This window comes from Tetzosporium hominis (assembly GCF_002265435.1).
Lineage (GTDB): Bacteria > Bacillota > Bacilli > Bacillales_A > Planococcaceae > Chryseomicrobium > Chryseomicrobium hominis.
Map to the genome: position 1 here is coordinate 114,419 of NZ_NOKQ01000196.1, position 13,256 is coordinate 127,674.

At 45.2% G+C, this 13,256-nt stretch carries 9 protein-coding genes; all 9 read right to left on the reverse strand.

Features of this window, described 5'->3' with window-relative positions; genetic code table 11:
* Position 1: 1 nt before the first annotated feature.
* Positions 2-1,054, reverse strand: coding sequence for a YkvI family membrane protein (locus CF394_RS06290; RefSeq protein ID WP_094942381.1), 1,053 nt, complete (start codon positions 1,052-1,054; stop codon positions 2-4).
* 19 nt (positions 1,055-1,073) lie between these two features.
* A complete protein-coding gene (gene menC / locus CF394_RS06295) occupies positions 1,074-2,186 on the reverse strand; it encodes an o-succinylbenzoate synthase (protein WP_094942382.1) in 1,113 nt (370 codons plus the stop codon).
* Positions 2,183-2,992, reverse strand: coding sequence for a GNAT family N-acetyltransferase (locus CF394_RS06300; RefSeq protein WP_094942383.1), 810 nt, complete (start codon positions 2,990-2,992; stop codon positions 2,183-2,185). Before CF394_RS06300 ends, menC begins: the two co-directional genes overlap by 4 nt.
* Positions 2,989-4,116 (reverse strand): amidohydrolase, encoded by a 1,128-nt coding sequence (locus CF394_RS06305; RefSeq protein WP_243370696.1) that lies wholly within the window; start codon positions 4,114-4,116, stop codon positions 2,989-2,991. Before CF394_RS06305 ends, CF394_RS06300 begins: the two co-directional genes overlap by 4 nt.
* 5 nt (positions 4,117-4,121) lie before the next feature.
* Positions 4,122-4,985, reverse strand: a complete 864-nt coding sequence (locus CF394_RS06310; protein ID WP_094942384.1) for a MurR/RpiR family transcriptional regulator — start codon at positions 4,983-4,985, stop codon at positions 4,122-4,124.
* 257 nt (positions 4,986-5,242) lie between these two features.
* On the reverse strand, positions 5,243-10,801 hold the full coding sequence (locus CF394_RS06315; RefSeq protein WP_094942385.1) for a pullulanase: 5,559 nt from the start codon (positions 10,799-10,801) through the stop codon (positions 5,243-5,245).
* Positions 10,802-10,967: 166 nt separating this feature from the next.
* Positions 10,968-11,141: a DUF2179 domain-containing protein gene (locus tag CF394_RS06320; RefSeq protein ID WP_094942386.1), complete on the reverse strand. Its 174-nt coding sequence runs from the start codon at positions 11,139-11,141 to the stop codon at positions 10,968-10,970.
* Between the two features lie 17 nt (positions 11,142-11,158).
* On the reverse strand, positions 11,159-11,563 hold the full coding sequence (locus tag CF394_RS06325) for a VOC family protein (RefSeq protein WP_094942387.1): 405 nt from the start codon (positions 11,561-11,563) through the stop codon (positions 11,159-11,161).
* A 60-nt stretch (positions 11,564-11,623) separates the two neighbouring features.
* Positions 11,624-13,249 carry a M20/M25/M40 family metallo-hydrolase gene (locus tag CF394_RS06330; RefSeq protein WP_094942388.1) on the reverse strand — a complete coding sequence of 542 codons (1,626 nt, stop codon included), beginning with the start codon at positions 13,247-13,249 and terminating at the stop codon, positions 11,624-11,626.
* Between the last annotated feature and the right edge of the window lie 7 nt (positions 13,250-13,256).

A 13,256-nucleotide genomic window follows, 5' to 3' on the forward strand; every position in this document is an offset into this window, starting at 1 on the left:
TTTAATGAACCGTTTTTCTTCCTTTAAACCAGGCTACAATAATCGTCGCCATCAAAGCAAATCCTAAGTAGCCGACTGTAGAGTAGACTTTACCAACAAGTGTAGTAAATCCAACTAAACTTGCTACATAACCTGCAATACCTACTAGCACAATTACGAATTTGAATGACTTGTGGTCAGGTGCTACAAATCGAACTGTGAACGAATAGAACATACCAACTGCCGTATTGTAGATCATACCAAGAAGTGCAATCGCCATTAATAGACCGACAACCGGATGTATCTGAGTAGCCAGTTCAAGTGTTGGAAGATCTACTCCTGCAATCGTATCGACTTTTACGAAGAGTGTAATGTTCACCAGAATAATCATTAAACCGAGTAGCATTCCACCTAAAGCCCCACCGATTCCTGCAATGCGGCGATCTTTTTCAGCTCCACCCATCACAATTAATAGCGCTGCTCCGCAAGCAATATTATACGATACATAAAGAAGTGCTCCTAAGAACCAGTTGCCTGCAGCAGCAGGCTGCTGAGTCGCTAACTCATGTGCTTGTCCAAATGACAAATCCATTGTGGCTAATGAATAGCCAAGGATAATCAAGATTACTAGCAATAAATAAGGCGTAATTGAGGCAATCAAATTCAAAATGCTTTGCAGATTCAAAAGTAATGTCAGGATGGTCAGTACAACCATGATAATGCTACCGATTCGAGCATCCAGTCCAAACATCTGTTCAAACGTAGAACCCGCTCCAGCAAACATCACGACCGCTACCCCGAATAAGAAGAAGGTAATCAAGACGTCCAAAATAGCTCCGATGTATCGCCCCCCAATATGGTAGATAACGCCTTTATGTGAAGTCGTCTTCAGCTGGGATCCAAGTTGCGCTAATGTCATTCCTAAAAATGCGAAAAGTGCTGTTGCGAGTACGCCTCCCGCAATCCCCCAGTAACCGAAACTCGTGAAATACTGTAAAATCTCTTGACCAGAAGCAAATCCTGCTCCCACAATCAGCCCGACGAATGCGCCGGCCATCTGGATACTTCTCTTCATAGAAACACTCCTTTTGTAGTCACTCTAAGTTGTATGTTTTTTTCATTACCGTATACTGTTCAACAGCTTCTAAGTCAATCGCATAGCCAATACCTGCTTGCTGTGGTACGTGAATCACACCGTGATCGACTGTCACTTCAGGCGTGATGATGTCTTTTTCCCAGTAGCGAGATGAACCGGCTGTGTCTCCAGGTAAAATGAAGTTAGGAAGTGTTGTGAGTGCTACGTTATGCGCACGTCCAATTCCTGCTTCTAACATTCCACCGCACCATACAGGAATTCCTTTTTCCATGCAGTAGTCATGAATTCTCTTCGCTTCTGTAAGTCCGCCTACACGTCCAATTTTAATGTTGATGATTTTCGTCGAACCCAGCTCGACTGCTTTACGGGCATCTTCTAATGAATGGATACTTTCATCTAGACAAATCGGTGTGGACAGCTGTTTTTGAAGTGTCGCGTGGTCAATGATGTCGTCAGATGCTAGAGGTTGTTCAACCATCGTTAAATCAAAAGCATCCAGTTGTTTTAAAAGTTCCACATCTTCAAGACGATATGCAGAGTTGGCATCTGCCATAATGGCAACATCCGGAAAGGCTTCGCGCAGACGACGCATCACATCCACGTCCCAGCCTGGCTTGATCTTTACTTTGATTCGCTTGTAGCCTTCTTCTACATAGCCACGCACAACTTCAATCAATTCTTCAACAGAGTCTTGAATTCCGATACTGATTCCTACGTCGATTTGATCTTTGGTACCACCAAGTGCTTGAGCAAGCGACTGGTTGGTCTGTTGCGCATAGATGTCCCACACAGCTCCTTCAATAGTCGACTTAGCCATATTGTTTTTTCGAATTGCAGAAAACAATTGGTTCACTTCATCTGGATGTTGCAGTTCTTTGCCTAACAACATGGGAATCAAAAAGTCTTCAAGCATATGCCAGTTCGTTTTAAACGTCTCTTCGTTGTACCAAGGAGAAGAAAACGCAACAGATTCTCCGTATCCAACAGTACCTTGTTCGTCTCTAGCTTCAAGTAGAATAAAATCTTTTGTTTGAAATGTTCCGAAGCTTGTCGAGAACGGGCTCTTCATTTCCATCTGTAAATGACGCAATGTAACTTCAACTAATTTCATAGTGGGGTTCCTCCTAAAGACAGCGTGGATTGTTTTTGGAATACATATCGATTTTCATCTTGCAATTGAATCAGTTCTGTCGCGCAGTAGCCTCTCGCAAAGAGCTCCTGGAAGACAGCTCTCGTTTGAATGCGCCAAGAATAGGCAAGTTCCGGGTTCTGTTGTTTGAGCGCTTGAAAATCCTTGGGAATCGGTAAGGTATAGCTAGTTGCGTCTCCCACTTCACCTAGCGGATGAAATACCGGATGGTCACCTTCCCAAGAAATCGAGCCTAGTGAGATAGTTTCCCCTTCACTTTGTGTAGGTTTCGATGTCATATGAGGTGCATCAATATACCAGTGAATTTCAAAGCGATCGGAAGGAAGGCCTTTGTTCAGACCGTCCTCCATCTCCCCGTAACAGTTTTCAATATACGTAGAGCAGATACCACGAAGCTTAGTCAAGTTCAAGTACGCATTGCGAGACTCCAGAGGGTCATACGTCCAAATGATTCGGCGGTACCCTTTCTCGAGTGCTACCTTGCGCTGATGCTCTTTCAAGCGTTCGCCTATCTTTTGAGAGCGAAAGTTAGGATGAATACCGAGCATATGAGAGCACAAATAGGCTTCGCCTTCTGAATAACCTGCAAAACCGTAACTGAAGCCGACCAGTTGCTCTTGTGAATATGCTCCGATAATCAAACCACCATGCTTCACAGCCGTCATGGTTTGGTGCAAAGGAATCGGTGGCATATCCCACACAAGCTGTTCTAGTTGTTGAACTTCGAGTAGTTCATCTCGTTGTGTTAATTCTTTTAGTTCAATCATCGTCCAGCCTCCACTTCACGTACTGCATGTTCTGCAGCTCGCGCTAGGATATGAGCTCCTTCTACTAAATATGAGCTAGTAAATGTCATCTGAGGATGATGTAAACCAGGTGTAACACCGCATCCTAATCCGAGCATCGTAGTTTTGAGGCCCGGCTTGTGGAAGCTGTAGTAATGAAAATCTTCTCCGCCCGGGGATACGATTTCATCGCCACAGTGCTCTTCTCCAACCACATCGATGATGGCTTGTTTAAGTAAACTTGCGGCATCTTGGTCTACTTGAGCTGCCACAATGGCGGCTCCAACATGGGTATCGATTTTGACAGTGTATAGTTCTTCAACGGATTTAATGGCACGCTCTAAACCTTCCATCAGTTTGTCCATCGTGTCGTTTTGTTGCGCTCGGCAATCAAGTGAAAATGTAGCCGTACCTGGGATGATATTGACAGCCGTCCCACCCGCTTGAATTTGCGTCATTTTGATAGACCCGGATTTACCAGGTTGAATCCAAATACGCTTGAGTGCATCGACTAGAGCCGTTGCCGCTTCAATCGCATTGATGCCTTCTTCTGGACGAGCCCCGTGTGCTTCAATTCCGGTAATCGTCCCTCGAATCATACGAGCTGCTCCGTGGTGAAGGGCAGGACTGTGCGTACCTTCTGGTAATTCAACGAGGGACCGGACATGAACTCCAAACAAATACTCAAGCGGATCAATTACTCCTGCATCAAGAAGCGCAAGCGCTCCATTCCCTTTCTCTTCTGCTGGTTGAAATAAAATCCGGACGGCTCCTGGCAGTTCTTGTTCTCGTTCCGCTAAAATTTTTGCAGCTCCAAGTGCCATCGTCATATGACCATCGTGACCACAGGAATGGTTCGCCTGGAACTCGCCGTTTACTTCTTGCCATAAAGCATCGATATCCGTTCGAATTCCAACTCGAGGCGTTCCATCACCTATATCTACGTACAAACCAGTCATTTTGGGAAAGCGTTGCGGTGCGAGTCCCATTGCTTCTAACTCTTGTATTAGGTAGTTTGTCGTTTCGATTTCAGACCAACTGACCTCTGGATTCGCATGCAAATAATCAAATTGACGTTCCATAGATGTTGAAAGGGATTCCTTCATTACAGTCAACTCCATCTCTTTTGTAAGTACTGCAGATGCATCTGCTCATACTGTTCTCTTTGTTGTTTATAATACGGCATGTCTTGCTTCATCATGCCTGCTGCTAATGTGTTCAAGAAAGCGAGAATTCCTGGAATCAAGTCAATCGTCGACTGTTGTTGTCCGGTCAATGTAAAACAATAGTCAGCAAACCTTGTGGCAGGAGCGACTTTGGAATCGGTTATTGCCACTACGTTAGCTCCTAAAGATTTTAAGTGTTGCGTGACTTCTAACGACTCTTGGTAATAACGGTGCAAAGATATCAGCACTACAACTGTCTCCGGTTCAACTTGTTGGTAAAGCTGAATCAGAGTAGTGGTATCTTTGGTTGCCACACGAACTTGCGGACGCAGCATCGACAGAGTAAAACCGAACCACTGTGCGGCTATATAGGAAGCTCCTTCACCAATTAAAATGATTTGCTTAGCTTTGTGAAGCTCTTCTGACGCTTGTTCAAAGAGTTTTTTATCTACTGATTGACCAAGCACTGAAATTTGTTGGCCGAACTCCCACATCATGTCTGCAGCTAAGTGATCTTTTTCAATATAGGGTTCTTTTGACGACATGTAAGCTCCGAGCGAACTAAGCGGACGATTGGTAACTAAAGAAGACATGATCGCATTTTGAAGCTCGGTGTACCCTGACATCCCAATGGCATAACAAAATCGAATGACTGTCGTCTCACTCGTCTCCGCGCGCTTCCCCACTTCTGTAGCGGAGTGCAACGAAATGTACTGCGGATCGTCTAGTACTAGTTTGGCGACACGTTGTTGCGACTTCGAGAGACCGGAAAATTTTTCTTCAATTTGGTGGACCCATTGATTCTCCACGACGCGAAGCTCCTCCTTCTTTATTTCCCTTTATGAAGTTTACACTTCATTTTGTTGTTAGTACTGTAGCACAGTTTTGTTACAGCTGGCAAGATAGTTTTCTGAATATTGAGTGGATATATCTAATATAACGAACCAGAGACCTAGTTTATTTTATGTTCCCAGAGAATATTTCAATAAACAAGTTAACTTAAATACGGAATGAATATTCCCTGGGAAGCAAAAAACAGGACCAGCGGATGCTGGCCCTGCACAAATCAGTTTTTCCCTTTTGCCTTCCCTTTGCCTTTCTTCTCCTCCACTTTCACCACAACTGCCGTCAATGGATCCAGTTTCAATGAAGACATCCCGAGAGTGAAGCCAGACGCTTTCTTCACCTTTTTCACTCCAGCTTCGTCACTATCCACTAACACGTCGCCTTTCGTTAAGTCCAAGTCTCCAAGTGACAAGGTTCGTGCTTTTGAATCCGCATTGACGAATACATAATACGTTCCCGTGCCGTCTGTCGACTTACTTTCGTAAGCGAGTACCAGATCCGTACCTTGCACTTCGGGGATATCAAGTAGTTGTACATTTTCGTTCACAAGTGCTTGCTCTCCCAGTCGGAATGCATCTGTAGAGCGGCGCAGTTTGATCAATCCTTCAGTAAACTCACGAGTTGTCGTGTTGATGTCGTATTTCTTTTTGTTCGTAGCTTTTTCCCAATCGAACATGTTGATAGCGTCCGAGGAATCGTAAGAATCATGGATGAAGTAGCCGAACGGCTTGCCTTCTGCATCTTCGAGTTCATGATATTTCTGTTCCGGAACCCCTTCTCCGAACCATTGTTTCGTTCGTCCGTATTCTTGACCGGCATGTAAGAACGCCGTTCCCTGGGAAGTCAGAATCATCGTATTTCCTAGTCGAATCCGTTTATGGATTTCCAAATTATTTTCAGGAATCGACGGGTCTTTCTTGATAGATTGGGCAATGACATCATAGAGCGTCATGTTGTCATGTGCTTCGATGTACTGGACCATGTCACCTGGATCGTCTTGTGCCGTGTTAGATGGTTGTCCTTTAATGTTGTTGAAAATCGTATCAATCGAACGAGCACCACCTGTCAAGAAGCGTGGTTCTCCTTCTGAGCCAAATCCAGATTTCAACTCGTTGCGAATCTCATCAGAGAACACTCCGACGTCATCCGTCTTATCCATCCAGTCTTGGTCTGCTCCCATACCTGCAAGCGACGGGTCTGCAACATGCCCTGCAAATGTCCGCCAGCCTTCTCCAATGAATAGAGCATTTGGATTGATTTCCGCTGCTGCGTCGTACGCATTTTGAATAGATGGATACGTTGCATCTCCCATCATATCGAAACGCATGCCATCAATCTTGTACTCGTCAAACCAGTACTTCACCGAGTCGACCATCAGCTTTTCAGCCATCGCATGGTTGGTCGCCAAGTTGTTTCCAAAGCCACCTAAGAAATTGCCATTTGCATCTTGGTAAAAATAATAATCCGGCTGCGCGTCATTGAGCTGTGAAGTTTTCGCCATGTGCGTGTAGACGACATCTAACACGACACCCATCTCACGGTCATGGATCGCATCAATCAATTGCTTCAATTCTTTTACTCGGAGTTCCGGGTCCATCGGGTCTTCAGAATAGGCACCATCTGGCGAGAAGTAGCCATGTGGATCGTAGCCCCAGTTGTATTCGTTGCCGCCAGCTGAATACTCAAGCTCGCGCTCACCCATCTGCGTCTCATCTCCGTAATACCACGCCATTACAGGTAGCAACTGCACATGAGTCACTCCGAGGGATTTGATGTAATCTAGCTTATCGATGAAAGCTGTATAAGAGCCCCAGCGAGACTTTAAGTCCTTAGAAATCGAAGGATCTGAAGTGAAATCTCGAACGTGTGCCTCGTAAATGATGGCATCTTCGCGTTTTTCATAACCTTCGATGTCTGCATGGTCAAATCCTTTAGGATCCGTTCCAGACAAGTCGACGATTGCTGCTTTTCCGACTGTGTCACCGTCTGCTCCAGGCTGACCTTCCGTATTAACTGTGAAGGCAGCTAAAGACTTCGCGTAAGGATCTAATACTTGCTTCGTTACCCCATCATGCGTCACGTCGTACTGATAGTAGTAACCGCGAAGATCTCTAAGTCCAAGTGTTTTAGCTGCTACTTCAATAGACCAGACACCGTCTTCACCCAGTGTGAGCGGCACTGAACCAATCTGATTGGCTGCATCTTTCTTGTCGTAGAAGTTCGCTACTACTTTAGAAGCTGTTGGTGCCCAGAATTTCAATGTCACACCTTTGTTTTTATACGTCGCTCCTAAATCGTCTCCTTCGTAAGCATAAAGCGCATCAATTAAACGCCATCCCGCTTTCGCTGAAACGGTTCTACCCGCATAGGTAATCGATAAGGGGAGTTTCTCTAAGTCGAAATCTGCTGTGACTTCAACCGTCTTCGCATCTACAATCGTGACCGTTTCAACAGCAACAGGTTGACCATCTGCATCGACGATTGCTAGTTCCGATTTCAGTTTCTCTGCTTCAAGCCCGTCCGTCATGGTGAATCCGAGACGAATTTTCGTTTCGGAAACGACTTCTCCAGTGACTAGACCAGTTGCTACATCGCCATAAGGACTAATGTACACTGTGTCGTCACCTTGTTTGATCCACAGGCGGTTGTATTTATCGAGCAGATTGAAGGACTTATCTCCTCCGTCTTTTTCTTGCGAGACTTCATTGACAATCAGGAAACCGAGTTGTTTCGCGCCCTCTTTTAAAGAAACATCCACATAGGCTCCGTACTGGTCGGTTCCAGTGAAGTTTGCTGCATCCGTCGGCCAATTAGCGGACGGGTTCGCCACGTCTCCCCAGTTCCACACGCCAAAGTTGTCGTAATCCCCTTGGTCACGTGTGTAATGGATACGTACCGTGTTATCTGGTAAATCAACCGGCTCGTACGTATACACCGTATCGTCGCCTTGTTTGATCCAAATTTCATTTTGTTCAGAAGAGGTGATGGTAAAGCCTTTGTCGCCACCTTCTTTTCCTGCATCACCTTTAGTGACATCCATCACGAGGAACCCAATGTTTTTAGCTCCTTCTTTTAGTTCCACGTCAATATAAGCACCGTATGCATCTTGATTCGTGAACATCGTAGCACCCACCGGCCAATTAGCAGACGGATTTTTCACATCGTTCCACAACCAAGCACCGAAGTTGTCGTAGGTGGCATCTGTGCGGTTGTAGTGGATGCGAATGTGGTTATCTGGAACCGGCTCCACTGTAGGCGTGCCGCCTTTTGTGACCGCTGTAATAGTCCCTGATTCTAGTGTCAACAACACTGTTCCGCCGTCTTTCATAGCAGGAAGAGCAACTACTGCTTTACCATTCGAATCCGTCATATAACTCTCACCTGAATAGTGATCTGTAAGAGTTGTATTTGGCGTGTCTGTTGTTACAGTGACTACCGTCTCTTCAGTTGCTACGTTCAAACCAACATACACTGTATCTTCTTTTGTGCTGTGTCCGTAAACTAGGAACTTGTCCGCGTCCCGGCCACCAAGTGTTTTCCGCTCGCCTTTTGCAAACGCTTTGGAGTGGTCTTGACGGAAATTCAGTACCTTTTGATAATGACTCAAGACGTCGTTTCCTTCGACTTGATCCCAAGCGATATCGTACCGGTTGTCATAGTACGGGTAATTGTTCGCACCAGTCTGTCCTAGCTCTTCCCCGTAATAGATGACCGGTTGCCCTTTGACTGTTGCTTGTAGGGAGGCTGCGACTTTCAATTTACCTTTGTCGCCACCAAGTGTGTGTAAGAACCCGTCTTCGTCATGGCTACCAAGGAACTGGCCAAGCGTTGCCGTATTCGAGAGCTTGTCATGGCGCGATTGAATTGCATCATTCGCCGCCTTGATGTTGCCATCTACTAGGCTTCGAGCGGTCGATTTGAATTCAAAGTCGAGTAATGAGTCCATCATTCCTGTATCTAGGTATCCAAGCGTGTTGGTACTGCTTGCTCCCCACGCTTCTCCAATCAATTTGAAATCCGCTTTCTTTTCAGCTAGTGCTGCTTTGAAAGCTGTCCATGTAGCATCTTCTACATGCTTGACCGTGTCGACTCGGAAATAATCGATTGTATTGCCATTTGGTGTTGTCGCAAGGTCAATCCACTGGGTCTGCCAGTCAATGATCTGCTGACGTACTTTAGGGTCTTCTGTCTTAAAGTCAGGAAGTCCTGCTAGTTCACCTACTACTTCGTCTGTTCCGACATTCATGCCTTGACGAAGCAAGTCGCTAAATGGAGCCCGTTCTTCGTCCGTCGGATAACCAGCTGGTGGATTCACGCGTTCTCCATCAACGTCTTTCAATCCATATCCTGCATGGTTCACTACTACATCCACCATCAATTTCATGTCACGTGCATGAAGCTTATCAATCAGTTCATGCAGTTCTTCTATCGTGCCAAAATGAGGATTAAGCTTGGAGAAATCACTTGCCCAGTAGCCGTGATAGCCAAAGTAAGGTTGTCCTTCTTCTCCAAATCGCACGTCGTATTTCACGTTATCTACAATTGGACTGATCCAAACCGTATTCACGCCGAGGTCCTCTAGATAATCTAATTTTTCAGTGATCCCTTTTAAATCTCCACCTTGATAGGTACCACGTTTTGTTGTGTCGTAGTTGAGTCCGTAAGGGTCGTTGTTAGTAGAATCGCCATCGAAGAAACGATCCGTCAGCATGAAATAAATTACGGATTCATCCCAATCGAAGTCGCCAGAGCCTGTTGAAATGCGCTCCGTCACTTCTACTTGAGCCGTTCCTTGATAGCTATTTCCATAAGAATCTTTCACGGTGATCGGAAGTTCTTTGACACCTGATGAAACATCATCTTTCACTGCGAGAGCAATTTTTGAAACGCTCGGGTCAACTTGTAACGATCCAGTTCCACCAAGTTGTGAATCGTCTATTACTATAGAAGAAACTGTTACGCCTTCAGTTTGCCCTTCTACAGAAACCGTCAGAACTGCATTTTCGTTGGAATCAACCACTTTTGGCAAAACCGTTCCTGATACTTGCAGGTCCGCTTGTCTGAAGTCAATTGCAGAGACTCCGTTCACTGTGTTGTAAGGATCTGTCACTTCTGTAGTGACTCCATCAGTTGTTACTAAATAGGTATACGTTGTAACCCCGTTTGGAATCGACGGTACATTTGCTACAAAGCGTTCGTTTTCTACTTCGTAGGCCATATCGTACGTCTCACCCGCAAACTTTAGTTGCACGCGTTCAATGGAATCCATAGCATCTTGCTCGAACAATGTCTTGTCACGATAGTAAAAAGTCGCTTCTCCTTGATTGATCACAGGAGCAGAACCATCTGGCACAATTCTAATTTGTTCCACATCGCTTGTGACAAACGCTTTTGTGATTCGGTCATTTTTATTTACTGGAATGAACCGGTCACCAAATTCTTTTTTTGCTGTATCCCAGTCATAGGTGCTACGGAGTACAAAACCAAACTGGGTCGTTGTCTCACTTACTGCGATGTCCACGACCGCTTTGGTACCATCCTTAGTTGTGAAATCAATTTGATCGTCTTTCACACCGGTATTCCAAGCCCAAATGTTCCAGTCTCCGAACTGACCGTCTTCACGAATATAAGTGAAGCGCACCTCCCGGTCAGTTTGTTGTGTGTTTGTGACTTCCGTTTGTGTTTCTGCGCTGACTGGTTGCACGAATGGCACCCAGATGCTAAAAAATAGTGCGATGACCGAAAGCCACGATAGCTTTTTAGATCCTTTCACTCTCATCCATCCCCTCATATTGTAATCGCTTTCAATATCAATTTGCGCAAACGCTTGCACAAACCTCTACATAAAATGATACCGAATTATCAAGGAGTCCACAATTGTTTTTAGAAAATTCCGACGTAAGAACTAAGCAATTTAAAAAGGCCGCGCACTAAGCGCAGCCTTTTTATCGTTTCAAGAAAAAACCGCCATTAAAATGAGTGGGTTCATACGAGATCAAAAATGCTTTAGGCACCTTCTCCAGAATAATGTGACGCAACTTATTCTCTTTATTTCGCTTGGCCAATACTTTCATCACCAAGCGTGGCCCTTGCTGCCCATCTGCATACCATGATGTCATGCCGTAACCTCTCACTATTAAATACCGTTTGTATTCATCAGGACGATTCGCCAACCGTCAGGATCTTCAATCATCTTACCTCGTTCAGCCCAGTAAGGGTTCTCCGGCTCCACCACTGGATACCCCGTCCCTGTAAGACGAGTTACAACAACCTCTATTTGTTTCTCGTCTGGTATAAAGAACACCAAAAGATTGTCATGAGTCGGTTCCGGACACGGACTTCCCTCTACAAATTGGGTGAACTCTAAATGATAGTCTTTGACGGGCAATCCAATCATCAGACCATCATACCCTTGATGATTTTCAAAATGTCCTACCACTTCAAGTCCAAGACCTTCCATGTAAAACTCTTTTACTTTATCTAGTTGATCCGTTGGTCGTGCTATACGGACCTGGACCACTTGTAATTCATTATTCCACATTCCATTTCCTCTTTCACTTTCCCTAAAAAGTATTGGGGAAAGAGCAAGGATTAAACTCGGTCAATGGGAGGAATGCGAGGCGAACTCTGACTCCATCACGGTACGAATCACTTGCTCGACAAGTCGAGGCGTCTCAACAAATGCACTGCGAATGTGGAGGCGTTCCGTTCGTTTGTGTGCATCTTTCCCGAATGGGCCTACATTTAACACAGGTGCTTGGAGGCGTTCCATATCCTTGAATGGAATCGAGTACGTCTCATTCCAAACAGGTGTGTTCGCTTCATAAGCGTTCCATCCAATTGCGTCCCCCGTGTAATTGACATAGCTAAGATCCGAAATACCATTGAAGTAATGGACTTGATCTACCTTCAAATCAAACTCCTCTTTCGCCACTTCTTGCACACTAGCGATACAAGCTTTTACTAGCTCTTCTTCTGTCGAATTCACGGCTGGATAGTAAGGTGGTGTAAACATCAGAACAATCGCTGGCGCAAGTTCTGGACAGCGAGTTAACAAAGCTTTTGCAATTTGAATAGATATTTCACGATCATCATGGTCTTTTACAGAAATGCAATGAGTTTTGATTTCTTGAACGACCTCTTCACCTAACTTTTCCGTTGCATAGTCCAGTAATCCCGAATACCGCATGACTCGAACGTTACCTATGGGAGTGACCGCTTCTCTCTCACTTACCATAGCAATCCACTCATTGATTTCGTCTGCTGCTGTAATTGCAACCTTTTCGAACTGGTCCATCACATCCGCTGCACTTTGATTCATGGTGAATACATTGTATAGCGCAGAAGTTAGGAATGGCGTCTGGGTCGAATATGCTTCTCGTAAATCCTTCAAATGAAGTGTGACCGGTAGCGGTGTGTTCTCACCATAAACTGTCTCTTTAAACATCGGATTCATTTCCATGCGACGTGTCATCATCGCTGCGAGGAGACTGGAGGTCATCCCACTCATCGGTTCCCCAACATGTGTCTCTTTGCCGAAAAACAACGCAGACGGCATGATTTTACCAATAGATCCGGAATAGACTTTGTAAGCTGTGTCTGTTGGATTCATCGAAAAGACCGGTTCGCCGTTAAGGAACAAACCATAATCAAGGTTCTTCTCTTCTTGCCATTTTGCAAGATGTGTTACTGCCGCACGCATACCAGCAGAGTTTACTTCTTCATCGGGTACAGTCAACAGCACCAAGTTGATTGGCCACTCTTCTAGAAGTGCTTTTTCAACCGTTGCCATATGGATTGCGAGACCTGCTTTCATATCCATCGTGCCTCGGCCCCACAGATAGTCACCTGACTGAAGATCTTGCTTTGCATCTTCCGATAAAGATTCTAAATGATGATGTAGTGCTTCTCCTAATTGCTCAGGTTGATACGCAAGTGGAGCCAGTTCTCCATATTCTTCGATTCCAACCGTATCAAAGTGGCTGATTAGTACGATGGTCTTTGTTGCTTTTGGATGAACAGTAAGCGCAGCTACAAAGTGTCGCCCTTCTCCTGAATCTCCTAAAACTAGTTGCTCCGGATGTTTTTGAAAATAGTCCAGTTTCTTTAGCTTTTCTGAAACTTGATGGGCGAATTCGATTTCTCCGGCAGTCGTGCTGCGGCTGTCCCAGCTGACGAGCTCTTCAAGCAGAGCCTGCAAGCTTTCTGGTGTCTGCCATTGTTGCATATAGGTA

Coding starts and splice junctions, on each gene's coding strand:
- CF394_RS06290 (WP_094942381.1), bottom strand. CDS start 1,054: ATGAAGAGAAGTATCCAGATGGCCGGCGCATTCGTCGGGCTGATTGTG.
- menC (WP_094942382.1), bottom strand. CDS start 2,186: ATGAAATTAGTTGAAGTTACATTGCGTCATTTACAGATGGAAATGAAG.
- CF394_RS06300 (WP_094942383.1), bottom strand. CDS start 2,992: ATGATTGAACTAAAAGAATTAACACAACGAGATGAACTACTCGAAGTT.
- CF394_RS06305 (WP_243370696.1), bottom strand. CDS start 4,116: ATGAAGGAATCCCTTTCAACATCTATGGAACGTCAATTTGATTATTTG.
- CF394_RS06315 (WP_094942385.1), bottom strand. CDS start 10,801: ATGAGAGTGAAAGGATCTAAAAAGCTATCGTGGCTTTCGGTCATCGCA.
- CF394_RS06320 (WP_094942386.1), bottom strand. CDS start 11,141: ATGACATCATGGTATGCAGATGGGCAGCAAGGGCCACGCTTGGTGATG.
- CF394_RS06325 (WP_094942387.1), bottom strand. CDS start 11,563: ATGTGGAATAATGAATTACAAGTGGTCCAGGTCCGTATAGCACGACCA.
- CF394_RS06330 (WP_094942388.1), bottom strand. CDS start 13,249: ATGCAACAATGGCAGACACCAGAAAGCTTGCAGGCTCTGCTTGAAGAG.